We start from the raw sequence: 26,610 nt of genomic DNA on the forward strand, positions 1-26,610 counted from the left end.
TACCCTTCGGCTGCGCCGACACGGGGAAGGACCCACCGATGACCACACCGGACACCACACCCGACACCCGGCCGCGGGTGCTGCGCCGGGCGGGCGACTCCGAGGTCGCCCCGATCGAGCTGTTCTTCGACCTCGTCTACGTGTTCGCGATCGTCCAGGTCTCCCACACGCTGCTGTACCACCTGACCCCGCTCGGGGCGCTGGAGACGGCGGTGCTGTTCGCCGCGGTCTGGTGGCTGTGGAACTACTCGGCCTGGGCGATGAACTACCTGGACCCGGCGCGCCCGTCGGTCCGGGTGCTCAACGCCGGCCTGATGCTGACGGCGCTCGGGATGGCGCTGGCCCTGCCGGGCGCGTTCGGTGACTCCGGGCTGCTGTTCGCGCTGTGCTTCGCCGCCGCCCAGATCGGCCGCCCGCTGTTCCTCGTCGTGAGCGCGCGCGGGCACGTCATGGCCCGCAACTACCGCAACCTGCTGGTGTGGAGCACGGCCGCGTCGGTGCTGATGGTCGTCGGCGCGTTCCTCCCGCCGGTGGCGCGGCTCGTGGTCTGGGCCGTCGCCGTCGCCGTCGACATGGCGGGCCCGCGGTTCGAGTTCCGGGTGCCGGGGCTCGGCCGCACCCCGACGGAGGAGTGGCCGACCGACGTGGAGCACCTCGCCGAGCGCAACCGGCTGGTGTTCATCATCGCGCTCGGCGAGTCGATCCTGATCATGGGTTTCACGCTGTCGGAGATGGAGGTCGTGACCCCCTACGCGGTGGTGATCACCCTGCTCGGGTTCGCCGGACTGGTCGCGCTGTGGTGGTCCTACTTCGCGCTCGCCGGACACGGCACCCGGGCTGCCTCCGGCGACGGGTCGACCCGCGCGGCGCGGGCCGCGTTCGCCTACGCACACGGCCTGATGGTGGCCGGCGCGGTGCTGTTCGCGGTCGCGATCGACCTGCACCTCACACACCCGGAGAACACCCCGGCCCTGGTGCTGACCTCGGTCGGCGGTCCGCTGCTCTACCTCGTGGGCAACAAGCTCTACCTGCAGGGCCGCACCGGGACGGTCGGGCGGTCGCGCTACGTCGCCGCGGCCGTGCTGGCCGCGGCCGCGGCGGTCGCGCTCGTCGCCGGGCACGCGCTGCCCGCGATCGTGATCGGCCTGGTCGTGCTCGCCGTGGTGGTCGGGCTGGCCGTGGTCACCGAGCTGACCGAGCGGCGCGCCTAGTCCTCCTCGACGGCGTCGCGCAGCGCGTTCTCCAGCACCTCGGTCAGGGCGGGGTGGATCCAGTACTGGACGTGGGCGAGCCGCTCCGCGGTCACGCCCAGCGCCATCGCCTGCACCAGCTGCTGGACCATCGTCGACGCCTGCGGGCCGAGCAGGTGCGCCCCCAGCAGCGTGCCGTCGGGGGCGACGAGGACCTTGCAGAACCCGCGCTGCTCCTCCAGCGCCCAGCCGAAGGCGACGTCGGCGTACTCGTGGAACCCGACCCGGAACTCCAGGCCCTCCTCGCGGCACTGCTGCTCGGTGCGCCCGACGGAGCCGATCTGCGGGGTGGTGAACACCGCGGCCGGCACGGACCCGTGGTCGACCTCGCGCAGGTCGTCGGGGTGGGCGAGGTTGTGCCCGACCACCTCGGCCTCGTGGTTCGCGACGTGCTTGAGCGGGTGCGGGGTCGAGATGTCGCCCAGCGCCCACACCCCGTCGGCGGTGGTGCGGCCGTGGGCGTCGACGACGACGCGGCCGGCGTCGTCGGTGTCGACCCCGGCGTGGTCCAGGCCGAGCCGGTCGGAGTTCGGACGGCGCCCGGCCGCGACGAGCAGCCGGTCGGCCCGGACCTCCGTGCCGTCGTCGAGGTGCAGCCGCACGTCGCCCTCGCCGCCGGTGACCTTCTCCACCGTCCGGCCGGTGTGGACGGTGAAGCGCTCGCGGGCGGCGTCGGTGAACCGCTCCACGACGGTCTCGTCCATCCCGCCCAGCAGTGTGTCGGCGCTCTCGATGATCGTGACCGCGCAGCCCAGCCCGCCGAACACGTGCGCGAACTCGGCCGCGATGTAGCCGCCTCCGATGATCGCCAGGTGCTCGGGCAGCTCGTCGATCCGCATGATCGTGTCGGAGGTGTGGAACGGGACGCCCGAGTCCGCGACCGGTGGCGGGACCACCGGCCGTCCCCCGACGGCGAGCACCATCCGGTCCGCGGTGAACTCCGCGGTGCCGCCGTCGCCCAGGTCCACCGTCATCGCGCGCGGCGCGGTGAAGCGGGCCACGCCGTCGTAGACGGTGCCGTGGGCACGGCGGTGGTCGCGGCCCTCGTCGCCGATCGGGTCGAGCCGGGCGAAGACCCGGTCGCGGATGTCGCTCCAGCGGATCCGGTCGATCCGGGCGTCCACGCCGTAGGACGACGCCGCCCGCACGGTCTCGGCGACCTCGGCGGTGTAGGCGAGCATCTTGGTCGGGATGCAGCCGACGTTGAGGCAGGTCCCGCTGAACCGGGTCGCCTCGACGTGGGCGACATCGAGACCGTCGAAGCGGTCGTCGACGATCATGTTCCCGGATCCGGTGCCGACGATTGCGAGATCGTGATGGGCCACCCGCCGAGCGTAGGAAGACCGGCGGCGTGCCGCGCGTCGACGGGGCGACGACGCCGCCGTCATCGGGCGATCGGCGTGCGGTACTGGCACTCTGGCCCCGGCGGTGGCGCGGCGCCCCGCGGGAGGCGGCCGGTGATGACCGATCCGACGGAGGGCCCGGGAGGAGTGCCCGGCCTGTCCGCCGCGACCGCGGAGGGCGGCGGCCTGGCCGTGGAGGCGGTGCCGCACCCGTCGGGGCCGGTGGCGCTGCACGCCGTCGGCGACGTCGACGTGGCGACCGCGCCGTTCCTGGCCGAGCAGGTGGGCGCCTGGTTCGCCGCGGCCCCGCGGATCGTGCTGGACCTGTCCGCGGTCGGCTTCCTCGGCTCGGCCGGGATCGCGGCGCTGCTGGACTGCCACCGCGACGCCGCCGCGGCCGGGGTGGTGCTGGAGCTGTACTGCGGCGCGGCGCGCCAGGTCCGCCGGGTCCTGCAGGTCACCGGCACCCTGGAACACCTGCGGCTGCTCGACCCGCACCCGCCGCCGGAGAGCCCCGGGGGCCACGCCCCGCTGTTCCCGGTGCCCGACTGACCCCGCCCTCAGCCGAGCAGATCCCGGCCGGTCCGGTGCCGGTGCAGCACCTGGACGTCGGTCGTGCCCTCCCGCAGCGACGCCGAGGTGTCGGACATGTGCTCCAGCAGCGTGTCCGCGAAGGCGATGACGGCCGGGGTGGGGGCGATGTCGGCCCGCCGCGCCAGCGCCACCGTGCGGTGGATCGCCGGGTTGAGCACCGTGCGCCGCAGCCGCGGCCGCCCGATGAACGTCAGGTCCGGCACCACCGCCACCCCGGTGCCGGCCTCGACCATGCGCAGCACCGCGTCCATCTGACCGCCCTCGACGGCGATCCGCGGCGTGACCCCGGCGACGGCGTAGGCCCGCAGGGTCACCTCCCGCAGGTCGTAGCCCCGGCGCACCATCACCAGGTCGTGCCGGGCGAGCTCGGACACCGTCATCGACCCGCGCGGGGTCAGCGGCCTGCGCGCCCGCGGCGAGGCGACCGAGAGCCGTTCGCGCAGCAGGGGAGCGGTGTGCAGGGTCGGGTCCACACCGTCGGGGGGCACGATCACCAGCGCGACGTCCAGCTCCCCCTGCACCAGCGCCGCCTCCAGCGGCTGCGAGCCGTCCTCGGCGAGCTCGACGGCGATCTCGGGGTGCCGGGAGTGGAAGACCCGCAGCACGTCGGACAGCACGCCGATGCACAGCGACGGCGTCGCCCCGACCCGTACCCGGCCGCTGCGCAGGCCGACCATCTCGGCCACCGTCGTGCGGACCATGTCGGAATCGGCGAGCATCCTGCGTGCCAGTGGCAGCACCGCCTCACCGGCCGGGGTCAGCGTGACGGCCGACCCGCGGTTGATCAGCGGGGAGCCCAGCTCGTCCTCCAACGCCCGCAGCGCGCGGCTCAGGGTCGGCTGGGCGACACCCACCTGGTCGGCCGCCCGAGTGAAGCTGCGCACGTTCGCCACGGCGACGAAGTACATGAGCTGCTGAAGTGTCACGCGCATAGCTTACGGCTATGAGCGGAGACCGTTTCATGCATTGGACTGCCTTACCCGTTGGTATGTCCACTGGAGGACGTGGTCACGATGTCCGAGAAGTCCCGGGCCGGCGGCGGAGCCAAGCCCGCCGCACCCCGGCGCCCGCGCACGCCCAGTGCGCTGTTGAAGTTCGTGATGGCGGTGAGCGGCGTCGTGCTGCTCGGCTACGTCACGCTGCACATGATCGGGAACCTGAAGATCTTCTTCGGCCCCGAGGCGATCGATCACTACGCGGCCTGGCTGCGCACCATCCTGGAGCCGGCGCTGCCCTACTCGGGCATGCTCTGGATCGTCCGCGTGGTGCTGGTCGTCGCGGTGGTCGCCCACATCTGGTCGGCGACGATGCTCGCCCTGCGTGCGCGCAGGGCCCGCCCGATCAAGTACGCGGGTGGCTCCTACCAGGTCAAGGGCAGCTACGCGGCCCGCACCATGCGCTGGGGCGGCGTGATCATCGCGCTGTTCGTGATCTACCACCTGCTCGACCTCACCGCGGGCACGCTGAACCCGAACGGCGTGCACCTCGCGGTGGCCGACAACCTCGCGGCCGACTTCACCCTCGCCCGCTGGTACGTCACCCTGTTCTACGTCCTCGCGGTGGTCGCGCTGGGCTTCCACGTCCAGCACGGCATCTTCTCGGGCATCCAGACGCTCGGGTGGTCGTCGAACAGCCGTGAGCGCACCATCAAGGTGGTGTCGACGGTCTTCGCCGCCGTGCTGACCCTCGGCTTCATCTCGGTGCCCCTCGCCGTCACGTTCGGAGTGGTCTGATCCCATGACTGACAGCACTGACGCCTCGTCCCACCACGTGGCCTACGCCGACTACGCGACCGGTGAGCCGGTCGTCGACAAGGCGGTCCCCTCGGGTGCCATCGAGACCCGCTGGGAGCGCCGCCGGTTCGGCGTCAAGCTGGTCAACCCGGCGAACAAGCGCTCGAAGAAGATCATCGTCGTGGGTTCCGGCCTGGCCGGCGGCTCCGCGAGCGCGACGCTCGGCGAAGCCGGCTACCACGTCAAGACGTTCTGCTACCAGGACAGCCCGCGGCGCGCGCACTCGATCGCCGCGCAGGGCGGCATCAACGCGGCGAAGAACTACCGCAACGACGGCGACAGCGTGTACCGGCTGTTCTACGACACCGTGAAGGGCGGCGACTTCCGTGCGCGGGAGTCCAACGTCCACCGGCTCGCCGAGATCTCCCGCCAGATCATCGACCAGTGCGTCGCGCAGGGCGTCCCGTTCGCCCGCGACTACGCCGGTCTGCTCGACAACCGCTCGTTCGGCGGCGTGCAGGTCTCCCGCACCTTCTACGCCCGCGGCCAGACCGGCCAGCAGCTGCTGATCGGCGCCTACCAGGCGCTGGAGCGCCAGGTGAAGGCCGGCACCGTCGAGATGTACGCCCGGCACGAGATGCTGGAGCTGATCGTCGTCGAGGGGCGCGCCCGCGGCATCGTCGCGCGCGACATGGTCTCCGGCGAGATCGAGGTGCACACCGCCGACGCGGTCGTGCTCGCCTCCGGCGGCTACGGCAACGTCTTCTACCTGTCGACGAACGCCAAGGGCTGCAACGTGACCGCCTCCTGGCGGGCGCACCGCAAGGGCGCGCTGTTCGCGAACCCCTGCTTCACCCAGATCCACCCGACCTGCATCCCGGTCTCCGGCGACCACCAGTCGAAGCTGACCCTGATGTCGGAGTCGCTGCGCAACGACGGCCGCGTCTGGGTCCCGAAGAAGCTCGGCGACGACCGCGGGCCGAACGAGATCCCGCACGACGAGCGCGATTACTTCCTCGAGCGCAAGTACCCGGCGTTCGGCAACCTGGTGCCCCGCGACATCGCGTCCCGGGCCGCCAAGGAGGTCTGCGACGAGAAGCGCGGCGTCGGACCGTCGGGTCTGGGCGTGTACCTGGACTTCGACGACGCCATCCAGCGGCTCGGCCGCAAGGCCGTCGAGAACAAGTACGGCAACCTGTTCGAGATGTACGAGCGGATCACGGGTGAGAACCCGTACGAGGTCCCGATGCGGATCTTCCCCGCCGTGCACTACACGATGGGTGGCCTCTGGGTCGACTACGACCTGCAGTCGACCGTCCCGGGTCTCTACGTGGCGGGCGAGGCCAACTTCTCCGACCACGGCGCGAACCGGCTCGGCGCCTCCGCGCTGATGCAGGGCCTGGCCGACGGCTACTTCGTCCTCCCGGTCACGATCGGCGACTACCTGGCCAAGAACGAGCTCGACGCCGTCCCGGACGACGCGCCCGAGGTCGTCGAGGCCGTGCAGTCGGTCACCGACCGGATCGACCAGTTCCTGTCGATCAACGGCACCCGCACGGTGGACTCGTTCCACCGCGAGCTGGGCCAGATCATGTGGGACTACTGCGGGATGGAGCGCACCGAGGAGGGTCTGCGCAAGGCGCTGGACCGCATCCCCGAGCTCCGTCGCGAGTTCTGGAACAACGTCAAGGTGCCGGGTACCGGCGCGGAGCTCAACCAGAGCCTGGAGAAGGCCGGCCGGGTGGCCGACTTCCTCGAGCTCGGCGAGCTCATGTGTCTCGACGCGCTCGTGCGTCGCGAGTCCTGCGGCGGTCACTTCCGCGGGGAGAGCCAGACCGAGGACGGCGAGGCGCAGCGCGACGACGAGAACTTCTCCTTCACCTCGGCCTGGGAGTACACCGGCCGCGGGCAGGCTCCGGTCCTGCACAAGGAGGAGCTCACGTTCGAGTACGTGCACCCGACCCAGCGCAGCTACAAGTAAGGCGAGGACCCCGTGAAGCTCAATCTGAAGGTCTGGCGCCAGCGCGACGCGGTCGACAAGGGTCGCCTGGTGAACTACACCGTCGACGCCGACGAGGACATGTCGTTCCTCGAGATGCTCGACGTGCTCAACGAGAAGCTGATCCTCTCCGGCGACGAGCCGGTCGCGTTCGACCACGACTGCCGCGAGGGCATCTGCGGCTCGTGCAGCATGGTCATCGACGGCCGGCCGCACGGCCCGCAGCGGGCGACCACCACCTGCCAGCTGCACATGCGGCACTACTCCGACGGCGACACCATCGTCATCGAGCCGTTCCGTTCGGGCTCCTTCCCGGTCATCAAGGACCTCGTCGTCGACCGCGCCGCGTTCGACAAGATGATCCAGGCCGGCGGCTACGTCTCGGTGAACACCGGGTCGGCGCCGGAGGCCAACTCCAACGCCGTGCCGAAGGTCGCCGCGGACCGCTCGTTCGCCGCGGCGAACTGCATCGGCTGCGGTGCCTGCGTCGCGGCCTGCCCGAACGGGTCGGCGTCGCTGTTCCTGGGCGCGAAGCTGACCCACCTGGGTGAGCTGCCGCAGGGCCAGCCGGAGCGCTACGAGCGCGTCGTCAGCATGGTGGAGGAGCACGAGGCCGCCGGCTTCGGCGGCTGCACCAACACCGGCGCCTGCGCCACCGCCTGCCCGAAGGAGATCCCGCTCGACGTGATCTCCCAGCTGAACCGCGACTACCTCGCGGCCACGGTGGGCGGCCGCAAGAAGTAGCGGACCCGCGACGACGGCCGGGGCCCGGTCACCACCGCAGTGGTGACCGGGCCCCGTTGTCGTCGGCGAGCCGGTCGCTCAGACCAGGCCGAGCGCCAGCATCGCGTCGGCGACCCGGGCGTAGCCCGCGATGTTCGCCCCGGCGACGTAGTCGCCCGGTCGTCCGTACTCCTCGGCGGTGGCGTGGCAGCGGTCGTGGATGTCGGTCATGATCTCGCTCAGCCGGTTCTCCGAGTACTCGAAGCTCCACGAGTCGCGCGAGGCGTTCTGCTGCATCTCCAGCGCCGACGCCGCGACACCGCCGGCGTTCGCGGCCTTGCCCGGGGCGAAGATCGCGCCCCCCTCGCACAGCACCTCCACCGCGTCCGGGGTCGTCGGCATGTTCGCGCCCTCACCGACGAACAGGCATCCCGAGCGCAGCAGGGCGCGGGCGCCGTCGGCGTCGAGCTCGTTCTGGGTCGCCGAGGGCAGCGCGACCTGGCAGGGCACGTCCCAGATGGAGCGGTCGGTGGAGAACTCGGCGCGCCCGATCTTGTCGGTGTAGACGTGCAGCCGCTCGCGCCGGACCTCCTTGATGTCCTTGAGCAGTTCCAGGTCCACCCCCTGGGGGTCGTGCACGACGCCGTCGGAGTCCGACACCGCGACGACCCGGCCGCCGAGCTGGTGGACCTTCTCCACGGTGTAGAGCGCGACGTTGCCCGAGCCGGACACCACGACGTCCTTGCCCTCCAGCGAGTCCCCGCGGACCTCCAGGGCGCGACGGGCGAAGAACGCGCTGCCGTAGCCGGTGGCCTCGCGCCGGACCTGCGCACCGCCGAAGGCCAGCGCCTTCCCGGTCAGCACACCGGACTCGTAGCGGTTGGTGATGCGCTTGTACTGGCCGAACAGGTAGCCGAGCTCGCGGCCGCCGACACCCATGTCCCCGGCGGGGACATCGGTGTACTCACCGAGGTGGCGGTAGAGCTCGGTCATGAAGCTCTGGCAGAAGCGCATGATCTCGCGATCGGAGCGCCCCCGCGGGTCGAAGTCCGATCCGCCCTTGCCGCCGCCGATCGGCAGCCCGGTCAGGGCGTTCTTGAAGATCTGTTCGAAGCCGAGGAACTTGACCGTCCCGAGCAGCACGGTCGGGTGGAACCGCAGACCGCCCTTGAACGGGCCCAGCGCGCTGTTGAACTCCACCCGGAAGCCCCGGTTGATGTGGATGTCCCCGTCGTCGTCCTCCCACGGCACCCGGAAGATGATCTGCCGCTCGGGCTCGCAGATCCGCTCGACGATCCGCGCCTCGGCGTACTCCGGGTGCTTGTCCACAGCCGGGCCGATGCTCTCCAGCACCTCGTGGACGGCCTGGTGGAACTCGGTCTCGCCCGGGTTGCGGTCCAGGACGCGCTGGTGGATGGGTTCGAGGGTGGGGTGCATCGGTGCTGCTCGTTCTCCTCTCGGCGACCGGCAGGGCGCCGGCGGCCGGTCACGGACCGGGGATGCCCGGGATCGGCCGGGTCGACTGTTCATGAGACCACCGCGGCCGTTCCGCAGAGGCATCGATCGGATCACAGACGGTGTGACCCCGGCCGCTGTGAGCCACATCTCCATTCGGGACCGAATCGGACACCGACGTAGATCACATGTGATCCGCGTCGTATTCTCTGGCGGTCCCGCGCCCCCGCGTGGTGACGAGTTGGACACGGCGCTGTGTCCGGGCCCGCACCGGGTCATGGTGCCGGTGAGACGACAGGAGCTCCCGCGCGTGTCATCCACCACTGACACCGGCGGCCGGGCCGGCTCGGGCCGGGCAACCATCGCTGCACGCACGCTGCGCACCGACCGATGGTGGCTCCCACCGCTCGCGACCTTCGTCGCGTTCGTCGCCTGGGTCGCCTACGCCACGGTGCGGGCCTTCATGCAGGACCACTACTTCGTCGCCGAGTACGGCTATCTGACGCCGTTCTACTCGCCCTGCGTCTCGATGGGCTGCGTGGAGGAGGCCTCGCACTTCGGCCGGTTCCTGCCCGACGTGTGGTGGCTGCCCTACGCGGCGGTCTCCCTGCCGTTCCTGCTGCTGTTCCGGCTGACCTGCTACTACTACCGCAAGGCCTACTACCGGGCGTTCTGGCTCTCCCCGCCGGCCTGCGCGGTCGCCGAGCCGCACCGCCGCTACACCGGTGAGACGCGCTTCCCGCTGATCCTGCAGAACGCGCACCGCTACTTCTTCTACATCGCCGGGATCATCACGCTGATCAACGCCTACGACGCGGTGCTGGCCTTCGCCAAGCCCGGCGGCGGGTTCGGCCTGGGGCTGGGCAACATCATCCTGGTCGTGAACGTGGTGCTGCTGTTCGGCTACACGCTCTCGTGCCACTCGTGCCGCAGCGCCGTCGGCGGGCGGCTCAACCACTTCTCGAAGCACCCGGTCCGCTACAAGCTGTGGACCCAGGTCTCGAAGCTGAACACGCGGCACAACCAGTTCGCGTGGGCGACGCTGGTGAGCCTCGCCGTCACCGACTTCTACGTCATGGCCGTCTCCGCCGGCTGGATCAGCGACCTGCGGATCGTGGGGTGAGCACCGAGATGGACGAACAGATCGAGCGGCACGACTACGACGTCGTCGTCATCGGGGCCGGCGGTGCCGGCCTGCGGGCGGCGATCGAGGCGCGGCTGCAGGGCAAGCGGACGGCGATCATCTCCAAGTCGCTGTTCGGCAAGGCGCACACCGTGATGGCCGAGGGCGGCTGCGCGGCGTCGATGGGCAACGCCAACCCGAACGACAACTGGCAGGTCCACTACCGCGACACCATGCGCGGCGGGAAGTTCCTCAACAACTGGCGGATGGCCGAGCTGCACGCCAAGGAGGCCCCGGACCGGGTCTGGGAGCTGGAGACCTACGGTGCGCTGTTCGACCGCACCACGGACGGCAAGATCAGCCAGCGCAACTTCGGCGGGCACACCTACCCGCGGCTGGCGCACGTCGGCGACCGGACCGGCCTGGAGCTGATCCGCACCCTGCAGCAGAAGGTCGTCTCGCTGCAGCAGGAGGACCTCGCCGAGACCGGCGACGCCGAGTCCCGCATCCGGGTCTTCCACGAGTGCACGATCACCGAGCTGTTCACCACCGACGGCGCGATCTCGGGCTGCTTCGGCTACTTCCGCGGCGACGGCCGGTTCGTGCGTTTCGACGCCCCGGCGATCGTGCTCGCCACCGGCGGGGTCGGGAAGAGCTACTCGGTCACGTCGAACTCCTGGGAGTACACCGGCGACGGCCACGCGCTGGCCCTGCGCGCCGGCGCGACGCTGATCAACATGGAGTTCCTGCAGTTCCACCCGACGGGCATGGTGTGGCCGCCCTCGGTGCGGGGCCTGCTGGTCACCGAGTCGGTCCGCGGCGACGGCGGCGTGCTGCGCAACACCGACGGCAAGCGGTTCATGTTCGAGTACGTGCCGGACGTGTTCAAGGAGCAGTACGCCACCTCCGAGGAGGAGGGCGACCGCTGGTACACCGACCCGGACAACAACCGGCGCCCGCCGGAGCTGCTGCCCCGCGACGAGGTGGCCCGGGCGATCAACTCCGAGGTCAAGGCCGGGCGCGGGACCGAGCACGGCGGGGTGTTCCTCGACGTGTCGACCCGGCTGAAGCCCGAGGAGATCCTCAAGCGGCTGCCGTCGATGCACCACCAGTTCAAGGAGCTGGCCGACGTCGACATCACCAAGGAGCCGATGGAGGTCGGCCCGACCTGCCACTACGTGATGGGCGGGGTGGAGGTCGAGCCGGACACCGCGATGTCGAAGGTGCCGGGGCTGTTCGCCGCGGGCGAGGTCGCGGGCGGCATGCACGGCTCCAACCGGCTCGGCGGCAACTCGCTGTCGGACCTGCTGGTGTTCGGCCGTCGCGCCGGGCTGCACGCCGCGCAGCACGCCGACGCCGGCCGGCCCGCCGTGGCCGAGTCCGACGTCGCCGCCGCGCTGGAGCGGGCGATGCTGCCGTTCTCCAGCGCCACCGAGGGCGGGGAGAACCCGTTCGTGGTGCAGCAGGAACTGCAGAAGACGATGCACGAGCTCGTCGGGATCATCCGCAAGGGCGACGAGATGGAGCTCGCCCTCAAGAAGCTCGAGGACATCGCCACCCGCACCCGCACCGTCTCGGTCGAGGGGCACCGCCGGTTCAACCCCGGCTGGCACCTGGCCCTGGACCTGCGGAACATGCTGCTCGTCGCGCTGTGCACCGGCAAGGCCGCGCTGGAGCGCCAGGAGTCCCGGGGCGGGCACACCCGCGACGACTTCCCGGTCATGGACTCGGACTGGCGGCACCTGCTGCTGGTGTGCCGGGCGATCGGCGAGGACGACGTCGAGCTGACCCGTCAGGAGCAGCTCCCGATGCGGTCGGACCTGTTCGACCTGTTCGAGATGGACGAGCTGAAGAAGTACTACACCGGAGACGAGCTGGGCGGTCACCGCGCCGACTCCGCGGAGGGGAACCAGTGAGCAGTCACCTGCACCACTTCCGCGTCTGGCGCGGCGACGACACCAAGGGCGAGCTGGTCGACTACCCGGTGGAGGTGAACGAGGGCGAGGTCGTCCTCGACGTCATCCACCGGCTGCAGGCCACCGAGGCCGGCGACCTGGCCGTGCGGTGGAACTGCAAGGCGGGCAAGTGCGGCTCGTGCTCGGCGGAGATCAACGGCCGGCCGCGGCTGATGTGCATGACGCGGATGAACACCTTCGACGACGCGGAGGTCGTCACCGTCACGCCGCTGCGCAGCTTCCCGGTGATCCGCGACCTCGTGACCGACGTGTCGTTCAACTACACCAAGGCCCGCGAGATCCCCAGCTTCACCCCGCCCGAGGGCGTGGCTCCGGGCGAGTACCGGATGGCGCAGGTCGACGTCGAGCGGAGCCAGGAGTTCCGCAAGTGCATCGAGTGCTACCTGTGTCAGAACACCTGCCACGTGGTCCGCGACCACGAGGAGAACAAGGAGGCGTTCGCCGGGCCGCGCTACCTGATGCGGATGGCGGAGCTGGACATGCACCCGCTCGACGCGCACGGCAACCGCGCCGTCGAGGCCCAGGAGGAGCACGGGCTGGGGTTCTGCAACATCACCAAGTGCTGCACCGAGGTGTGCCCCGAGCACATCAAGATCACCGACAACGCGCTCATCCCGCTCAAGGAGCGCGCGGTGGACCGCAAGTACGACCCGCTGGTGTGGCTGGGGGACAAGATCTTCCGACGCTCCGGGAGCTGAGCGTGCCCGCGCACCCCGGCGGCGGGCGTCGCACCCGCCGCACGGGGTGCGGGGACCGCGCCGGGGGTGCGACGGGTCGCTCAGCGCTCCATCGACCGGCGGATCTCGGCGAGCCGGTCGGCGGCCTTGCGCTCGCGCTCGGCGAACGCGTCCTCCGCCTCCGCGGCGCGCGCGTCGCCGCCCGCGAGCTCCTCGGCGGCCGCCGCGGTGGCGGCGCGGCCCTCGATGCGGTCGCGCACGTAGGAGAACGTGGGGACGCCGTCGTCGGTGTAGTCGGTGACGGGCTCGACCGGGTCGGGGACGGCAGGGTCGGGCACGACCGGCTCCGGGTCGGGGACGGCGGGCAGGTGGGTCGGGTCGGTCATCGGGCCTCCTCGGTTCCGCCCTCGACGGTAGGCGATGAGAACGCCCCCGGTGGGCGGTCGTCACCGGTATGACGACCTTCGCGCTGGTCCCCGGGGAGGGGACCGACACCTGGTACTGGGGTCCGCTGGAACGGGAGCTGACCCGGCGCGGCCACCGCGCGGTGCCGGTCGAGCTGCCCTGCGACGACGACACCGCCGGGCTGGAGACCTACGCCGACGCCGTCGTGGCCGCGGTCGGCGGTGCCGACGACCTCGTGGTCGTCGCGCACTCCTTCGGCGGGTTCAGCGCACCGCTGGCGTGCGACCGGATCGCGGTGCGTGGGCTCGTCCTGGTGACGGCGATGGTGCCGCTGCCGGGCGAGTCCGCGGCGCAGTGGGGCGACGCGACCGGCGCCGGGGTGGCGCTCGCCGAGCAGGACGCCCGCGACGGGCGCGACCCCGACGACGTCGTCGGGCTCTTCTACCACGACGTCGAGGAGTCGGTGGCGAACGAGGCACTGCGTCACGAGCGCGACCAGTCCGCGACGCCGTGGACCCAGCCGTGGCCGCGTGCGGCCTGGCCGGACGTGCCGACCCGGTACCTGCTGTGCCGCGAGGACAAGCTGTTCCCGGCCGCGTTCGTCCGGACGATGCTCGCCCGGCGGCTGCGCGGCGTCGTGCCCGAGATGGTCCCCGGCGGGCACCACCCGATGCTGTCGCACCCCGGCGCGCTGGCCGCGGCGGTGCTCGGTCGCTGAGGGCAGGCGATGATGGCGTCGTGGCGCGCACGCGGATCCGGGAGCTGGTGGTGGTGCACGACGCGGCCTGCGCGCCGTGCTCGCGGATCGCACGGGAGCTGCCGGGCTGCGTGACCGTCCGGGTCCGTGCGCGGTCCTGCCACGAGCCACGGCTGGCCGAGATCTACCCGAACCTGCCGGCCGCCGTCGCCGGGTGCCGGGCGCCCGCGGTCGGTGTGCTCCGCACCGACGGGCAGGTCCGCTGGTGGACCGGGATGCGCGGGATCGTCGGGCTGGCGCCGGTGCTGCGGCCCGGCGCGCTGCCGGTCGCGGTCCGGCTGCTGCGGGAGGCGGCCGCGGTACGGCGCTGAGGCCGGGCCCCGGTGAGCCGGCCGTCGACGCACCGGAGATCCTGGTCGGACCCGACTCGCCGTCCGACCGGAGGGACCCACCCGTGGACACCGTCGCCCGCCCCCTCGACCACGGGCCGGCCCTGCTGTTCTGCCCCGGCGACCGGCCCGACCGGTTCGCCAAGGCGCTCGCCGCGGCCGACGCCGTCATCCTCGACCTGGAGGACGCCGTCGGCCCGGACGACAAGGACGGCGCCCGGGACGCCGTCGTCGCCGCGCTGGCGGAGCTGGACCGCACCCGGGTGGTCGTGCGGGTCAACGCGCCCGGCGCCCCCGCCCACGACGGCGACGTCGCCGCGCTGGCCGCCCACCCCGACCTCACCCTGATGCTGCCGATGGCGATGAGCGCCGCCGCGGTGGAGGCGCTGGCCCCGCACCCGGTGATCGCGCTGTGCGAGACCGCGCACGGGGTGCTGGAGGCGCCGTCGATCGCCCGGGCGTCGAACTGCGCGGGCCTGATGTGGGGCAGCGAGGACCTGCTCGCCGACCTGGGCGGGCGCACCGGGCGCGCGGCCGGCGGCGGCTACGGACCGGCCCTCACCGAGGCCCGCACCCGGATCCTCTACGCCGCCCGCGCCGCGGGCCGGGCCCCGGTCGACACGGTGCTCACCGACATCGCCGACACCGACACCCTGCTCGCCGACGCCGTCGACGCGGCGAACGCCGGGTTCGCGGCGAAGGTGTGCATCCACCCGTCGCAGGTGGAGGTCGTCCGCCGCGGGTTCCGGCCCGGTGACGACGAGACCGAGCACGCCCGCGCCCTGCTTGCCGAGGCGGAGCGGCACCCCGGGGTCTTCCGGTTCGGCGGGGAGATGGTCGACGCACCGGTGCTCGCCCGGGCCCGGGCGACGCTACGGCTGGCCGAGGCATAGACGGCGCCGATCGCAGCGCTCGGATGCATCGACCTACGGGCACGGCGGCCCGGCGATGACTACCGTGGGCGCCGTGACGATCTCCGGGTACGGGTCGTGGCCGACACCGGTCACGTCCGAAGTGGTGGTGACGGCCGCGGTGCGGCTCGGGGAGGTCCGCCCCGACGGTGCGCCCGGCACCGAGGACACCGGCGTGGTCTGGGCCGAGGGCCGCGCCGCGGAGGGCGGCCGGACCCAGCTGGTGCGCCGTACCGGCGGCGACGCCGCGGGCTCGCGCACCGATCTGCTGCCCGAGGGCGCGAACGCCCGCTCGGCGGTCCACGAGTACGGCGGCGGCGCGTGGTGGCTGCACGCCGGCAGCCCCGGCGTCGTCTGGTACGTCGAGTGGGCCGACCAGCGCCTGTACCGGCTCGACCGCGGCGCCGCCCCGGTCGCGCTCACCCCGGAGCCCGCGGTGCCCCGTGGCGACCGCCACGCCGACGGCGACGTCGCCCCCGACGGCACCTGGATGGTCGTGGTCCGCGAGCGCCACCACGCCGCGCACACCCCGGCCGCCGAGGTCGTCAACGAGATCGTGCGGCTCGACGCCCGCGCCCCGTCGGAGCCGGAGGTGCTGGTCGGCGGCCCGGACTTCGTCGCCGCGCCGCGGATCTCCCCGGACGGCGGCACGCTGGCCTGGCTGTCCTGGAACCACCCGTCGATGCCGTGGGACGACGTCGAGCTCACCGTCCGCGACCTGGCGTCCGGGGTGGACACCGTCGTCGCGGGCGGGCCGGGGGAGTCGGTCACCGAGCCGCAGTGGCAGCCCGACGGGTCGCTCACCTTCATCAGCGACCGCACCGGCTGGTGGAACCTCTACCGCTGGCTGCCCGGCCACGACATCGAGGCGCTCGTGCGCATCGACGCCGAGATCGGCGTGCCCGGCTGGGTGCTGGGCGGGTCGCGCTACGCCGTCCTGGAGGACGGCCGCGTCGTGTTCGCCCGCTCCTCGCGGGGCTTCGACGCGCTGGTCGTGCGGGAGGTCGACGGCCGGATCATCGAGCTCGACACCCCGTTCACCGCGATCGGCTCGGTGCGCGCCGACGGGCCCTACGCCGTCGTCTGCGTCGCCGGGTCGCCCACCGCCGAGCCGGGCGTGCACCGCGTCGTGCCCGCCCCGGACGGCGCGGGGGAGCCCGGCGCGGCCGGGGTGCAGACCCTGCGCGCCCCGCGCGACCTCGGCCTGCACCCGGAGACCGTGTCGGTGCCCGAGCCCATCACGTTCCTGTCCTCGGACGCCGCGGGCAGCCCGCGCACCGGCTACGCGCTGTTCTACCCGCCGCCGGCCGGCCACGACGCCCCCGAGGGCGAGCTGCCGCCGCTGCTCGTCGTCATCCACGGCGGGCCGACCGGCTCCGCGACCCCGGTCCTCTCGGTCGCCGTGCAGTACTGGACCAGCCGCGGGTTCGGCGTCGTCGACGTCGACTACGGCGGCTCCACCGGCTACGGCCGCGCCTACCGCGAGCAGCTGAAGGGCGCCTGGGGGATCGTCGACGTCGCCGACTGCCTCGCCGCGGCCCGCACGCTCGCCGACACCGGCCGCGTCGACCCGGCCCGGATGGCGATCCGCGGCGGCTCCGCGGGCGGGTTCACCACCCTGGCCGCCCTCGCCCGCGACGACACCCCGTTCTCCGCCGGGGCGGACCACTTCGGCGTCGCCGACCTGGCCGCGCTCGCCCGGGACACCCACAAGTTCGAGTCCCGCTACCTCGACGGCCTGGTCGGGCCGTGGCCCGCGGCGGAGGCGGTGTACACCGAGCGCTCCCCGCTCACCCACGTGGGGCGTTTCCGCACCCCGCTGATCGTGCTCCAGGGCGACGAGGACGCCATCGTCCCGCCCAACCAGTCGGAGATGATCGTCGACGCGCTGCGCGGGCGCGGGGTGCCGGTCGCCTACCTGCTGTTCGCCGGGGAGCAGCACGGCTTCCGGCAGGCCGCGAACATCCGCCGGGCCCTCGACGCCGAGCTCGCGTTCTACTCCCGGGTGTTCGGGTTCGCGCTGCCCGCGGAGGAGGGCATCGAGCCGGTGGAGATCGGGAACCTGTGAGCGCGGGGCACTTCATCGCCCGCATGTCCCTCGATCCCGCGGCCCCGTCGCGCGGCTACCCGTTCGAGCTCCCCGTGGTCCGGTGGCTGCGCGAGCAGGGCGGGCTCGCGCTCTACCCGGGCGTGACGTTCCTGGTGGGGGAGAACGGGTCCGGGAAGTCGACGCTGGTGGAGGCGGTCGCCGTCGCAGTGGGGCTGAACCCCGAGGGCGGGTCGCGGTCGTTCCGGTTCGCGACCCGGGCCAGCGAGTCCGACCTCGGGTCGCACCTGCGGGTCGCCCGGCGGCCGGGCCGGGAGCGCACCAGCTTCTTCCTGCGTGCGGAGTCGTACTACAACGTCGCGTCCGAGGTGGAACGACTCGACCGGGAGCCGGGCGGCCCGCCGCTGCTGCCGGCCTACGGCGGCTCCGGGCACGAGCGCAGCCACGGCGAGTCGTTCCTGGCGCTGCTGCGCCACCGGTTCTTCCCGCGCGGCCTCTACCTGCTCGACGAGCCGGAGGCCGCCCTGTCGGTCACCGGGGCCCTGGCGGTGCTCGCCCGGATGACCGACCTGACCGCGCGGGGCAGCCAGTTCGTCGTCGCGACCCACTCGCCGGTGCTGCTCGCGCTGCCCGGGGCGACGATCCTGGAGATCGGCGACGACGGCGCGGTCCGCCGCGTCGGGTACGACGAGGCGCTCCCGGTCGTGCTGACGCGGGGGTTCCTCGCCGACCCGGACGCATTCCTGCGGCACCTGTAGACGACCTCGGCCCCGGGAGGACAGGACGTCCTCCCGGGGCCGTGTCCACGAACGTCAGGCCGCGCCGCCCCCGTACCCGGCGCCGGACGGCACCTGCGGCGCGGTCAGCTCCGGGTCGGCGGGCTTCGCCCCGCCGCTGCGCGGCCCCTGCGACAGCCGCCGCTCCACCAGCCGCGAGATCCCGGTCAGGATCAGGCACAGCCCGATGTAGATCACCGCGATGACCAGCGCGACCGGCAGGATCGGCGAGCCCAGCTGGTTCTGGCTGCCCAGGAAACGCGCCTGGTAGAGCAGCTCGGGGTAGAGGATGATGAAACCGAGCGCGGTGTCCTTCAGGACCACGACGAGCTGCGACAGGATCGTCGGCAGCATCGAGCGCAGCGCCTGCGGGAGCAGCACGTTCGTCATCACCGGGGTCTTGCGCATCCCGAGCGCGTAGGCGGCCTCGCGCTGACCGCGGGGCACCGCGTTGACGCCGGCGCGGAACACCTCGGCGAGCACCGAGCCGTTGTAGAGCATCAGGCCGAGCACGACCGCCCAGAAGGCGTCGATCTCGATGCCGAGCCCGCGGGAGAGGCCGAAGTACAGGATGAAGATCAGCACCAGCAGCGGGACGGCGCGGAAGAACTCGACGACCGTCGTCGCCGGGACGCTGACCCAGCGGTGGTCAGAGAGCCGTCCCGCGGCGAAGAACGCGCCGAAGGCCAGCGACAGCACCGCGGCCACCGCGAAGGCGCTGATCGTCGCCCAGAGCGCCCCGAGCAGCAGGTACTGGATGCGGACGTAGGTGATCCACTCCCACAGCCGCGGGGAGAACTGGCCGGCTTCGTAGAACCGCCAGACCACGAACCCGACCAGTGCCAGGACGACCAGCGTGCCGACCACGCCGAGGGTCCGGTTGCGCCGGATCGCGGCCGGCCCGGGCACGTCGTAGAGGACCGAGCTCATCGGGCGACACCCCACTTCGCGTCGAGCCGCCGCTGCAGCAGCGTCAGCGGGACCACCAGGACCACGAAGATCGCCGCGATCCAGAGCAGGCCGATCATGACGTTGTAGCCGCGCTCGGAGAGCACGCTGTAGACGCTGCCCAGCTGGAACACCGCGAACCCGGAGGCGATCGTGGTGTTCTTCAGCAGCGCGATCTGGATGTTGGTCATCGGCGGGACGACCGCGCGCACGGCCTGCGGGAGCACGATCTGGCCCAGAGTCTGGGTGAAGGTGAAGCCGAGAGCCCGGGCCGCCTCGGCCTGGCCGACCGGCACGGTGTTGATGCCCGACCGGACGATCTCGCAGACGAACGCCGCGGTGTAGAGGGTCAGGCCGATGCAGGCCAGGGTGAAGAACGAGAACTCCACCAGCTCCAGGCGCGGGTAGGCGAAGGCGAAGAAGAACAGCACCAGGGTGAGCGGCGTGTTCCGCAGCAGCGTCACGTAGAGGCTGCCGAAGCTGCGCAGCACCGGCACCGGGCTGACCCGCAGACCGGCGATCAGGGTGCCGAGGATCAGCGAGCCGATCGCCGAGACGACGAACAGCCCGACGGTGCCGAGGATCGCGCGCCAGTACACGTCGGCGTTGTCCAGCAGGACGTTCACCGTGGTGCCCTCCTTCCGTACTCGTGGACGCGGCCGGCCCCCGGGACATCGGGGACCGGCCGCGCCGGGGGGTCAGTAGCGGTCGATCGTGGGCGGCTGGGCCTGGGTGCCGGACTTGCCCAGGGTGCCGTCGTAGATCGTCTTCCAGGTGCCGTCGTCGATCGCGGCCTGCAGCAGGTCGTTGACCTTGGTGCGCAGCGCGGTGTCGTTCTTCGGCAGGCCGATGCCGTAGGGCTCGGAGGAGAACTTCTCCCCGACGACCTTCAGCTGCTCCGGGTTCTGCGAGGCGTAGCCGAGCAGGATCGCGTCATCGGTGGTGACGGCGTCGACCTGGTTGTTGATCAGCTGGTCGACGCACTGGGTGTAGGTCTGGAACTCGACGATGTTCGCCGCCTCGGTGAGGTTCTGGTCCCGGACCCGCTGGATCGGGGTCGAGCCGGTGACCGAGCAGACCTTCTTTCCCTGCAGGGTCTGCGGGCCGGTGATCGCGTTGTCGTCGGCGCGCACGAGCAGGCCCTGGCCCGCGGTGTAGTACGGCCCGGCGAACCCGACGCGCTGCTTGCGCTTGTCGTTGATGGTGTAGGTGCCGACGTAGTAGTCGACCTCGCCGCGCTCGATGACGTCCTCACGTGCCGCGGACGGGACGACCTTGTAGTCGATCTGGTCCGGGGAGAAGCCGAGGCCGCCGGCGACCATCCTGGCGATGTCGATGTCGAAGCCGGTGAACTGGCCCGTGGTGGCGTCGCGGAAACCGAGGCCCGGCTGGTCGTCCTTCACACCGACGATCACGCGGCCGCGCTGCTTCATCGCCGCGAACGTCGGCGAACCGGCGACCTCGACGTTCTGTGCGACGGTGGGCTCGTAGCCCGAGCCCTCGGCGCCCGGTGCGCCCTCCTGGCCGCAGCCGGCCAGGGCCAGGGCGGCGGCCATGGCGGCCGCCACCAGGATGCGGGTTCTCTTCACGTTCGCTCCGCTCGTCGGGGTGGGGTGGGTCAGTGGGAGAGGATCTTGCCGAGGAAGTCCTTGGCGCGGTCGCTGCGCGGGGCGGTGAAGAACTCGTCCGGGGTCGCGTCCTCGACGATCTCGCCGTCGCTCATGAACACGACGCGGTGCGCGGCCCGGCGGGCGAAGCCCATCTCGTGGGTCACGACGACCATCGTCATGCCCTCCTTGGCCAGCGAGGTCATGGTGTCGAGCACCTCGTTGACCATCTCCGGGTCCAGCGCCGAGGTCGGCTCGTCGAAGAGCATCACCTTCGGCTTCATCGCCAGCGCGCGGGCGATCGCCGCGCGCTGCTGCTGGCCGCCGGACAGCTGCGCCGGGTACTTGTCGCGCTGGTTGGCGATGCCGACGCGCTCCAGCAGCGCCAGCCCGGTCTTCTCGGCCTCGGCCTTGGAGGCGCCGCGGACCTTGAGCGGGGCCAGCGTGACGTTCTCCAGGATCGTCTTGTGCGCGAACAGGTTGAACGACTGGAAGACCATGCCGACGTCGGCCCGCAGGGCGGCCAGCGCCTTGCCCTCCGCCGCCAGTGCGGTGCCGTCGATCTCGATCGTGCCGGTGTCGATCGGCTCGAGCCGGTTGATCGTGCGGCAGAGTGTGGACTTGCCGGAACCGGAGGGGCCGAGGACGACGACGACCTCACCACGGGCGACGTCGAGATCGATGTCGCGCAGCACGTGGAGGTCGCCGAAGTGCTTCTGCACCCCGGCCATCCGCACCATGGGAGTGCTGGACGCGGGCGGGCTGGTCATGCTGCCTCCGGACATGGCGAGAGCCTGGACGGAACGGACATGCGAGTCCACCACCTTGAGGAACCTTTAGGGTCTCGGCCACGTAACGGAAAGGGCGGGCAGCGGTGCACATCCTGCTGATCGAGGACGACGACCGGGTCGCCGCCGCGCTGCGCCCGGCGCTGCACCGGCACGGGATGACCACGACCCGCCTCGACCACGGCCGCGGCGCCGTCGACCACCTCGACGGCGTCGACGTCGTACTGCTCGACCTGGGCCTCCCCGACGCCGACGGGCTCGACGTCTGCCGTGCGATCCGCGCCGTCTCCGAGGTCCCGGTGCTGATGGTGACCGCCCGCGGCGAGGTCACCGACCGCATCGCCGGGCTGCACACCGGCGCCGACGACTACCTGGTCAAGCCCTACGACATCGGCGAGCTCGTGGCCCGGGTGCACGCGGTGCAGCGCCGCCGCAAGGTCGGTGACGACGGCACGGTCGCCCCGGCCGGGTCGGCCCCGGTGACCGTCGGCGACGTCCGCGTCGACCCCGAACGGCACGAGGTCACCGTCGCCGGGGAGCAGGTGGTGCTCACCCGCAAGGAGTTCCAGGTGCTGTCGCTGCTCGCGCGCGCCGACGGCGCCGTCTGCACCCGCGCCCAGATCGTCGCCGAGGTGTGGGGGCGCGGCTGGGCGGGCGCGAACCGGACCCTCGACGTGCACGTGGCGACGCTGCGGACCAAGCTCGGCCGCCCCGAGCTGGTGCGCACCGTGCGCGGCGTCGGGTACCGCTTCGCCGCCACCGAGGACTGACCCGTGCGCAGCCGGCTGCTGCTGGTCGTGCTCGTGCTCGTCGGGCTGCTCGCCGCCGGGCTGGGCGTCCCGCTGGCGTGGACCGCCGCCCAGCGCGCCCAGGAGGAGGTCTTCACCGACCGGCTCACCGACACGATCTCCTTCGCCTCCACCGCGCAGCGCCCGCTCATCGAGGCCCCCGCGGGCAGCTCCGCGCTCACCACCTTCACCGACGAGATCACCCGCTACGACGACGTCTACGGCGTCGCGGTGCTCGTGGTCGACCGGACCGGTCGGACACTGACCGCGTCCCGCTCGGCCGACCGGCTGCCCGAGCTGGGGGACTACGCCACCGAGCGGACCGCGGTCGCGCTGGCCGGGCGCCGTTCGTCGACCTACCCGCTGCTGATGCCGTGGGACGCCCGGCCGCTGGTGCTGGCCGAGCCGGTGCTCGTCGACGGCGAGGTCGTCGGCGCGGTGGCGACGGTGTCACCGACCGACGCACTGCGGGCCGAGGCGGTGCGCACCTGGTCGCTGATCGCCGGGGCCGCGGTGTTCGCGCTGCTCGCCGGCACCCTGGTCGCGCTGCCGCTCACCGCCTGGGTGCTGCGCCCGGTCCGCCGGCTCGACGAGGCGATGGGCCGGGTCGGGACGGCCGTCGTCGCCGGGGGGCCGCCCGGTCCGCCGTCGCGGCGCAGCGGCCCGCCGGAGCTGCGCTCGCTGGCCGGGTCGTTCGACCGGATGACCGAGACGGTGCGCGAGGCGCTCGCCGCGCAGCGCGCGTTCGTCGCCGACGCCTCCCACCAGCTGCGCAACCCGCTCACGGCGCTGCGCCTGCGGCTGTCCAACCTCGACGGGCACGTCGACCCGGCCGCCGCCGACGACCACCTCGCGGCGATGGAGGAGGCCGAGCGGCTGTCCCGGGTGCTCGACGGGCTGCTCGCGCTGGCCCGCGCCGAGCGCGCGGTGGAGGACCCGGGTGACGCCGAGGACACCGACCTCGACGTCGTCATCGCCGAGCGGGTGGACAACTGGCGGCCGCTGGCCGAGCACTCCGGGATCGAGCTGCGCCGCAGCGGCCCGCACGGCCTGCACGCCCTGATCGGCGAGCCCGCGCTGGAGTCGGTGCTCGACGCGCTGCTCGACAACGCGCTCAAGTACACCCCGGCCGGGCGACGGGTGCGGGTCGCGACGCTGCGCACCGCGGACCGGATCGGTGTCAGCGTCGTCGACGGCGGGCCCGGCCTGGCGCCGGAGGACCGGGCCCGGGCCACCGACCGGTTCTGGCGGGCGCCCGGTCAGACCAACGTCGAGGGCAGCGGGCTGGGTCTGGCCATCGCGGTGCGGACCGCCGCCGCGGCCGGCGGGAGCCTGCAGCTGGGCGCCGCCCCGGGCGGCGGGCTGCGGGTCACGCTGTGGCTGCGCCCGGGGGCACCTCAGTAGCCCTTGGTGGCCCGGTAGAACGCGACGGCGCCGTCGTGCAGCGGGATCGGCTGGGTGCCGATCGCCGAGCGGGAGTCGACGGTCACCGCGGCCGGGCTGGCCTGGGCCAGCCGCGGCTGCTCGTCGAAGGCGGCGCGGATGAGTGCGCCGGCCAGGTCGGCGTCCATCCCCTCGGTGACCAGCAGCGCGTTGCGCACCGACAGACACGACACCGGGCCGGGCAGGCCGTAGGTGTTCGCGGGGACCGTCGCCACCGAGTAGACGGGATACCGGTCGCGCATGCGGTCGAGCACGCCGCCGAGCTCCAGCAGTCGGATCGGGACCTGTGCGGCCAGCTCCCGCACGCCGTCGGTGGGGACCCCGCCGGACCAGAAGAACGCGTCGAGAGTGCCCTCGCGCAGCGCCGCCGTCGCGTCCGTGAGGCCCAGCTCCGCGCGGGTGCCCAGGCCCGCGACACCGATCCCGGCGACGTCGAGCAGCCGGATCGCGATCGGTTGGTAGCCGCTGCCGCCCGGGCCGATCGACACCCGCCGCCCGCGCAGGTCGGCGATGCTGCGCAGGTCGGAGTCCGCGCGCACGACGATGTGGGTGACGTCGTCGTAGAGCCGGGCCAGTGCGCGCGGCTCGGCCGGGCCGGTGGTGCGGGCGGCGACGTCGGCGGCCACGTCGACCTGGCTGATCGTGACCGCGGCCGCCCCGCTGGTCAGGAGCTCCATGTTCTGTGCGCTGCCCGCGGTCTCCAGCACCCGCGGGGCCGCGGCGAGCCCGAGCCGTTCCCGCCAGATCTCCGACAGCGTGCGCGCGAGGTTGATGTACACCCCCGGCTGCACCCCGCCGGCGATCACCAGCGGGGCGGCGGGCCGGGGCCCGGTACAGGCGGCCAGCCCCGCCCCCAGACCGAACGCCGCCCCCGCGCGCAGCACGGTGCGCCTCGTCAGCGGGGGCCCGGGCCGGTGCACCCGCCCATCATCCCCGACGGCCCCGTCCCGGCGTCGTCGCACCGGGCGCCTACCCTCGGGTGTGTGAGCCGCAGCTACACCGTGCGCACCTACGGGTGCCAGATGAACGTGCACGACTCGGAGCGGATGGCCGGTCTGCTGGAGGACGCCGGGTACGCCCGGGCCGAGGACCCCGACACCGCCGACGTCGTCGTGTTCAACACCTGCGCGGTGCGGGACAACGCGGACAACAAGCTCTACGGCAACCTCGGGCACCTGCCCCCCCGCAAGGTCGCGAACCCGGACATGCAGATCGCCGTGGGCGGCTGCCTGGCCCAGAAGGACCGCGACACGATCACGCGGCGGGCCCCGTGGGTCGACGTCGTGTTCGGCACGCACAACGTGCACGCCCTGCCGACGCTGCTGGAGCGGGCCCGGCACAACGAACAGGCGCAGGTCGAGATCGCCGAGGCGCTCGAGGTGTTCCCCTCGACGCTGCCCGCGCGCCGCGACTCCGCCTACGCCGGCTGGGTGTCGATCTCGGTGGGCTGCAACAACACCTGCACGTTCTGCATCGTGCCGTCGCTGCGCGGCAAGGAGCGCGACCGGCGCCCCGGCGACGTGCTCGCCGAGGTGCAGACCCTCGCCGCGGACGGCGTGCTCGAGGTGACCCTGCTGGGCCAGAACGTGAACGCCTACGGCTCGGACTTCCAGGAGGGCACCGCGGACAGGTCCGCCTTCGCGAAGCTCCTGCGGGCCTGCGGCGAGGTCGAGGGGCTGGAGCGGGTGCGGTTCACCAGCCCGCACCCGCGCGACTTCACCTCCGACGTGATCGCCGCGATGGCGCAGACCCCGAACGTCTGCCCGCAGCTGCACATGCCGCTGCAGTCCGGCTCCGACGACGTCCTGCGCCGGATGCGCCGCAGCTACCGCTCGGAGCGGTTCCTGTCGATCCTGGCCGAGGTGCGGGAGTCGATCCCGCACGCGGCGATCACCACCGACATCATCGTCGGTTTCCCCGGCGAGACCGAGCAGGACTTCCAGGACACCCTCGACGTCGTCGAGCGGGCCCGGTTCGCCGCGGCGTTCACCTTCCAGTACTCGAAGCGCCCCGGGACGCCCGCCGCGGACCTGCCCGACCAGCTGCCCAAGGCCGTCGTGCAGGAGCGCTACGAGCGCCTCGTCGCGCTGCAGGAGCGGATCTCCTGGGAGGAGAACCGCAGGCAGGAGGGCACCGAGGTCGAGCTGCTGGTGTCCACCGGCGAGGGCCGCAAGGACGCGGCGACCGCCCGGCTCACCGGCCGCGCCCGCGACGGGCGGCTCGTGCACTTCGCGCCCGGGGACGCGACCGGCATCCGGCCGGGCGACATCGTCACCGTCCGGATCGACCGCGGTGCCCCGCACCACCTCGTCGCCGACGGCGGTGTGCTCACCCACCGCCGCACCCGCGCCGGTGACGCCGCCGAGGCCGGCGAGCGCCCATCCGGGGCACCCACCACCCTGGGACTGCCCGCGTTCGGCGCCCCGGCGCCCGAGCCGGCACCCGCCGCGCCGTCCTGCGGCGTCCCCGCCACCACCGGAGGTACCCGATGAGCGACGTGTCCCCGGAGACCCGCGCCGAGATCGACCGGGCCGGGCGCGGTGTCGCCCGCCGGATCGACCCGGGCGCGCGCGCCATGCTGATCGCGGTGGCGATCGTCGCCGCCGTCGCCGCGCTGCTGCTCCCGTGGGTGGCGGGCACCCCGGGCTGGCAGGTGCTGGCCTCCGGCACCTCCGGGCCGCTGCCGACGCTGTTCTCGTTCACGATGACCGGGTTCGCCGTCGTGGTGTCCGCGGCCGCGCTGCTGACCCGGCTGTGGGCGCTCGCCTGGCTCGCGGCCTTCGGCTGCGGGATCTCCTCGGTGAACGGGCTGTGGGCGATCTGGTCGCAGCAGACCGGCGCCGAGGCCGGCCCCGGGTTCGGGATGGTCCTCGGCGTGATCGCGGTCGTGCTGCTGACCTTCGTGTGGGCGGGCGCCGCGCTGCAGCGCGACTGACCC

The 26,610-nt window shown here is 72.7% G+C and carries 26 protein-coding genes; 17 read left to right on the forward strand and 9 right to left on the reverse strand.

The genetic code is table 11. The annotated features are described in order from the left end of the window. The first annotated feature begins 38 nt into the window (after nt 1-38). Nucleotides 39-1,211: a low temperature requirement protein A gene (locus AC0GKK_RS22770; protein WP_357439348.1), complete on the forward strand. Its 1,173-nt coding sequence runs from the start codon at nt 39-41 to the stop codon at nt 1,209-1,211. On the opposite strand, the gene AC0GKK_RS22775 is transcribed toward AC0GKK_RS22770, so the two are convergent. After that, entirely contained in the window at nt 1,208-2,575 is a 1,368-nt protein-coding gene (locus AC0GKK_RS22775) for a mycothione reductase (RefSeq protein ID WP_489882483.1), read from the reverse strand. The genes AC0GKK_RS22770 and AC0GKK_RS22775 overlap by 4 nt on opposite strands. 135 nt (nt 2,576-2,710) lie before the next feature. Between AC0GKK_RS22775 and AC0GKK_RS22780 the strand changes: the two genes are divergently transcribed. Continuing rightward, entirely contained in the window at nt 2,711-3,145 is a 435-nt protein-coding gene (locus tag AC0GKK_RS22780) for an STAS domain-containing protein (protein WP_489882484.1), read from the forward strand. Nucleotides 3,146-3,153: 8 nt separating this feature from the next. On the opposite strand, the gene AC0GKK_RS22785 is transcribed toward AC0GKK_RS22780, so the two are convergent. Next, entirely contained in the window at nt 3,154-4,113 is a 960-nt protein-coding gene (locus AC0GKK_RS22785; RefSeq protein ID WP_350589121.1) for a LysR family transcriptional regulator, read from the reverse strand. 87 nt (nt 4,114-4,200) lie between these two features. On the opposite strand from AC0GKK_RS22785, the gene AC0GKK_RS22790 reads away from it, so the two are divergent. The 3 genes from AC0GKK_RS22790 to AC0GKK_RS22800 are packed head-to-tail and all read left to right on the forward strand — an operon-like array spanning nt 4,201 to nt 7,663. After that, nucleotides 4,201-4,920 carry a succinate dehydrogenase cytochrome b subunit gene (locus tag AC0GKK_RS22790; RefSeq protein ID WP_178372991.1) on the forward strand — a complete coding sequence of 240 codons (720 nt, stop codon included), beginning with the start codon at nt 4,201-4,203 and terminating at the stop codon, nt 4,918-4,920. A gap of 4 nt (nt 4,921-4,924) precedes the next feature. Then, nucleotides 4,925-6,901, forward strand: coding sequence for a fumarate reductase/succinate dehydrogenase flavoprotein subunit (locus tag AC0GKK_RS22795; RefSeq protein ID WP_489882485.1), 1,977 nt, complete (start codon nt 4,925-4,927; stop codon nt 6,899-6,901). 12 nt (nt 6,902-6,913) lie between these two features. Then, entirely contained in the window at nt 6,914-7,663 is a 750-nt protein-coding gene (locus tag AC0GKK_RS22800; RefSeq protein ID WP_062396708.1) for a succinate dehydrogenase/fumarate reductase iron-sulfur subunit, read from the forward strand. Between the two features lie 78 nt (nt 7,664-7,741). Here the strand turns inward: AC0GKK_RS22800 and gdhA are convergent, their stop codons facing one another. Further along, on the reverse strand, nt 7,742-9,079 hold the full coding sequence (gene gdhA / locus AC0GKK_RS22805) for an NADP-specific glutamate dehydrogenase (RefSeq protein WP_489882486.1): 1,338 nt from the start codon (nt 9,077-9,079) through the stop codon (nt 7,742-7,744). 328 nt (nt 9,080-9,407) lie between these two features. On the opposite strand from gdhA, the gene AC0GKK_RS22810 reads away from it, so the two are divergent. From AC0GKK_RS22810 to AC0GKK_RS22820, 3 genes are read left to right on the forward strand one after another with little or no spacing between them, the layout of a single operon-like run. Then, a complete protein-coding gene (locus AC0GKK_RS22810) occupies nt 9,408-10,220 on the forward strand; it encodes a hypothetical protein (protein ID WP_161152220.1) in 813 nt (270 codons plus the stop codon). A gap of 8 nt (nt 10,221-10,228) precedes the next feature. Then, entirely contained in the window at nt 10,229-12,136 is a 1,908-nt protein-coding gene (locus tag AC0GKK_RS22815; protein ID WP_224402406.1) for a fumarate reductase/succinate dehydrogenase flavoprotein subunit, read from the forward strand. Next, nucleotides 12,133-12,894: a succinate dehydrogenase/fumarate reductase iron-sulfur subunit gene (locus tag AC0GKK_RS22820; protein WP_224401794.1), complete on the forward strand. Its 762-nt coding sequence runs from the start codon at nt 12,133-12,135 to the stop codon at nt 12,892-12,894. The genes AC0GKK_RS22815 and AC0GKK_RS22820 overlap by 4 nt, the downstream gene beginning before the upstream one ends. A gap of 80 nt (nt 12,895-12,974) precedes the next feature. On the opposite strand, the gene AC0GKK_RS22825 is transcribed toward AC0GKK_RS22820, so the two are convergent. Next, entirely contained in the window at nt 12,975-13,259 is a 285-nt protein-coding gene (locus AC0GKK_RS22825; protein WP_224401795.1) for a hypothetical protein, read from the reverse strand. Between the two features lie 68 nt (nt 13,260-13,327). Between AC0GKK_RS22825 and AC0GKK_RS22830 the strand changes: the two genes are divergently transcribed. The 5 genes from AC0GKK_RS22830 to AC0GKK_RS22850 all read left to right on the forward strand — a co-directional run bounded on the left by AC0GKK_RS22830 (nt 13,328) and on the right by AC0GKK_RS22850 (nt 18,080). Beyond that, nucleotides 13,328-13,996, forward strand: a complete 669-nt coding sequence (locus tag AC0GKK_RS22830) for an alpha/beta fold hydrolase (RefSeq protein ID WP_489882487.1) — start codon at nt 13,328-13,330, stop codon at nt 13,994-13,996. A 20-nt stretch (nt 13,997-14,016) separates the two neighbouring features. Next, a complete protein-coding gene (locus AC0GKK_RS22835; protein WP_073577418.1) occupies nt 14,017-14,346 on the forward strand; it encodes a hypothetical protein in 330 nt (109 codons plus the stop codon). Nucleotides 14,347-14,429: 83 nt separating this feature from the next. After that, nucleotides 14,430-15,257 (forward strand): HpcH/HpaI aldolase/citrate lyase family protein, encoded by an 828-nt coding sequence (locus AC0GKK_RS22840; RefSeq protein ID WP_489882488.1) that lies wholly within the window; start codon nt 14,430-14,432, stop codon nt 15,255-15,257. A gap of 73 nt (nt 15,258-15,330) precedes the next feature. Further along, nucleotides 15,331-17,343 (forward strand): S9 family peptidase, encoded by a 2,013-nt coding sequence (locus AC0GKK_RS22845; RefSeq protein ID WP_489882489.1) that lies wholly within the window; start codon nt 15,331-15,333, stop codon nt 17,341-17,343. After that, entirely contained in the window at nt 17,340-18,080 is a 741-nt protein-coding gene (locus tag AC0GKK_RS22850; RefSeq protein ID WP_357439330.1) for an AAA family ATPase, read from the forward strand. Before AC0GKK_RS22845 ends, AC0GKK_RS22850 begins: the two co-directional genes overlap by 4 nt. A gap of 54 nt (nt 18,081-18,134) precedes the next feature. Here the strand turns inward: AC0GKK_RS22850 and AC0GKK_RS22855 are convergent, their stop codons facing one another. The 4 genes from AC0GKK_RS22855 to AC0GKK_RS22870 all read right to left on the reverse strand — a co-directional run bounded on the left by AC0GKK_RS22855 (nt 18,135) and on the right by AC0GKK_RS22870 (nt 21,393). Then, the gene (locus AC0GKK_RS22855; RefSeq protein ID WP_073577422.1) at nt 18,135-19,028 is read right to left on the reverse strand and encodes an amino acid ABC transporter permease; all 894 of its coding nucleotides are present in this window, start codon (nt 19,026-19,028) and stop codon (nt 18,135-18,137) included. Beyond that, nucleotides 19,025-19,672 carry an amino acid ABC transporter permease gene (locus AC0GKK_RS22860; protein WP_062396684.1) on the reverse strand — a complete coding sequence of 216 codons (648 nt, stop codon included), beginning with the start codon at nt 19,670-19,672 and terminating at the stop codon, nt 19,025-19,027. Before AC0GKK_RS22860 ends, AC0GKK_RS22855 begins: the two co-directional genes overlap by 4 nt. A gap of 72 nt (nt 19,673-19,744) precedes the next feature. Continuing rightward, nucleotides 19,745-20,602, reverse strand: coding sequence for a glutamate ABC transporter substrate-binding protein (locus tag AC0GKK_RS22865; protein WP_357439589.1), 858 nt, complete (start codon nt 20,600-20,602; stop codon nt 19,745-19,747). A 62-nt stretch (nt 20,603-20,664) separates the two neighbouring features. Continuing rightward, nucleotides 20,665-21,393 carry an amino acid ABC transporter ATP-binding protein gene (locus tag AC0GKK_RS22870; protein ID WP_251786687.1) on the reverse strand — a complete coding sequence of 243 codons (729 nt, stop codon included), beginning with the start codon at nt 21,391-21,393 and terminating at the stop codon, nt 20,665-20,667. Between the two features lie 134 nt (nt 21,394-21,527). Here AC0GKK_RS22870 and AC0GKK_RS22875 point away from each other — a divergent pair, with 134 nt between their 5' ends. Both AC0GKK_RS22875 and AC0GKK_RS22880 read left to right on the forward strand, forming a co-directional pair. Beyond that, complete coding sequence (locus AC0GKK_RS22875) at nt 21,528-22,211, forward strand: response regulator transcription factor (RefSeq protein ID WP_062396678.1); 684 nt, start codon at nt 21,528-21,530, stop codon at nt 22,209-22,211. 3 nt (nt 22,212-22,214) lie between these two features. Beyond that, entirely contained in the window at nt 22,215-23,633 is a 1,419-nt protein-coding gene (locus tag AC0GKK_RS22880; protein ID WP_489882490.1) for a sensor histidine kinase, read from the forward strand. Here AC0GKK_RS22880 and AC0GKK_RS22885 read toward each other — a convergent pair. Then, a complete protein-coding gene (locus tag AC0GKK_RS22885) occupies nt 23,627-24,592 on the reverse strand; it encodes a TAXI family TRAP transporter solute-binding subunit (protein WP_489882491.1) in 966 nt (321 codons plus the stop codon). The genes AC0GKK_RS22880 and AC0GKK_RS22885 overlap by 7 nt on opposite strands. A gap of 102 nt (nt 24,593-24,694) precedes the next feature. Here AC0GKK_RS22885 and miaB point away from each other — a divergent pair, with 102 nt between their 5' ends. Both miaB and AC0GKK_RS22895 read left to right on the forward strand, forming a co-directional pair. Beyond that, nucleotides 24,695-26,164, forward strand: a complete 1,470-nt coding sequence (gene miaB / locus AC0GKK_RS22890) for a tRNA (N6-isopentenyl adenosine(37)-C2)-methylthiotransferase MiaB (RefSeq protein WP_489884052.1) — start codon at nt 24,695-24,697, stop codon at nt 26,162-26,164. Next, nucleotides 26,161-26,607 (forward strand): Rv2732c family membrane protein, encoded by a 447-nt coding sequence (locus tag AC0GKK_RS22895; protein WP_226350500.1) that lies wholly within the window; start codon nt 26,161-26,163, stop codon nt 26,605-26,607. The genes miaB and AC0GKK_RS22895 overlap by 4 nt, the downstream gene beginning before the upstream one ends. The last annotated feature ends 3 nt before the right edge of the window (nt 26,608-26,610 follow it).

The sequence above is a fragment of the Pseudonocardia sp. P-1 genome (assembly GCF_058111925.1).

Bases quoted from the DNA above. Each gene is read 5' to 3' on its own strand.
- AC0GKK_RS22770 (WP_357439348.1), top strand. From the start codon at position 39: ATGACCACACCGGACACCACACCCGACACCCGGCCGCGGGTGCTGCGC.
- AC0GKK_RS22790 (WP_178372991.1), top strand. From the start codon at position 4,201: ATGTCCGAGAAGTCCCGGGCCGGCGGCGGAGCCAAGCCCGCCGCACCC.
- gdhA (WP_489882486.1), bottom strand. From the start codon at position 9,079: ATGCACCCCACCCTCGAACCCATCCACCAGCGCGTCCTGGACCGCAAC.
- AC0GKK_RS22815 (WP_224402406.1), top strand. From the start codon at position 10,229: ATGGACGAACAGATCGAGCGGCACGACTACGACGTCGTCGTCATCGGG.
- AC0GKK_RS22780 (WP_489882484.1), top strand. From the start codon at position 2,711: ATGACCGATCCGACGGAGGGCCCGGGAGGAGTGCCCGGCCTGTCCGCC.
- AC0GKK_RS22855 (WP_073577422.1), bottom strand. From the start codon at position 19,028: ATGAGCTCGGTCCTCTACGACGTGCCCGGGCCGGCCGCGATCCGGCGC.
- AC0GKK_RS22825 (WP_224401795.1), bottom strand. From the start codon at position 13,259: ATGACCGACCCGACCCACCTGCCCGCCGTCCCCGACCCGGAGCCGGTC.
- AC0GKK_RS22895 (WP_226350500.1), top strand. From the start codon at position 26,161: ATGAGCGACGTGTCCCCGGAGACCCGCGCCGAGATCGACCGGGCCGGG.
- AC0GKK_RS22830 (WP_489882487.1), top strand. From the start codon at position 13,328: ATGACGACCTTCGCGCTGGTCCCCGGGGAGGGGACCGACACCTGGTAC.
- AC0GKK_RS22795 (WP_489882485.1), top strand. From the start codon at position 4,925: ATGACTGACAGCACTGACGCCTCGTCCCACCACGTGGCCTACGCCGAC.
- AC0GKK_RS22870 (WP_251786687.1), bottom strand. From the start codon at position 21,393: ATGGTGCGGATGGCCGGGGTGCAGAAGCACTTCGGCGACCTCCACGTG.
- AC0GKK_RS22865 (WP_357439589.1), bottom strand. From the start codon at position 20,602: ATGGCCGCCGCCCTGGCCCTGGCCGGCTGCGGCCAGGAGGGCGCACCG.
- miaB (WP_489884052.1), top strand. From the start codon at position 24,695: ATGAACGTGCACGACTCGGAGCGGATGGCCGGTCTGCTGGAGGACGCC.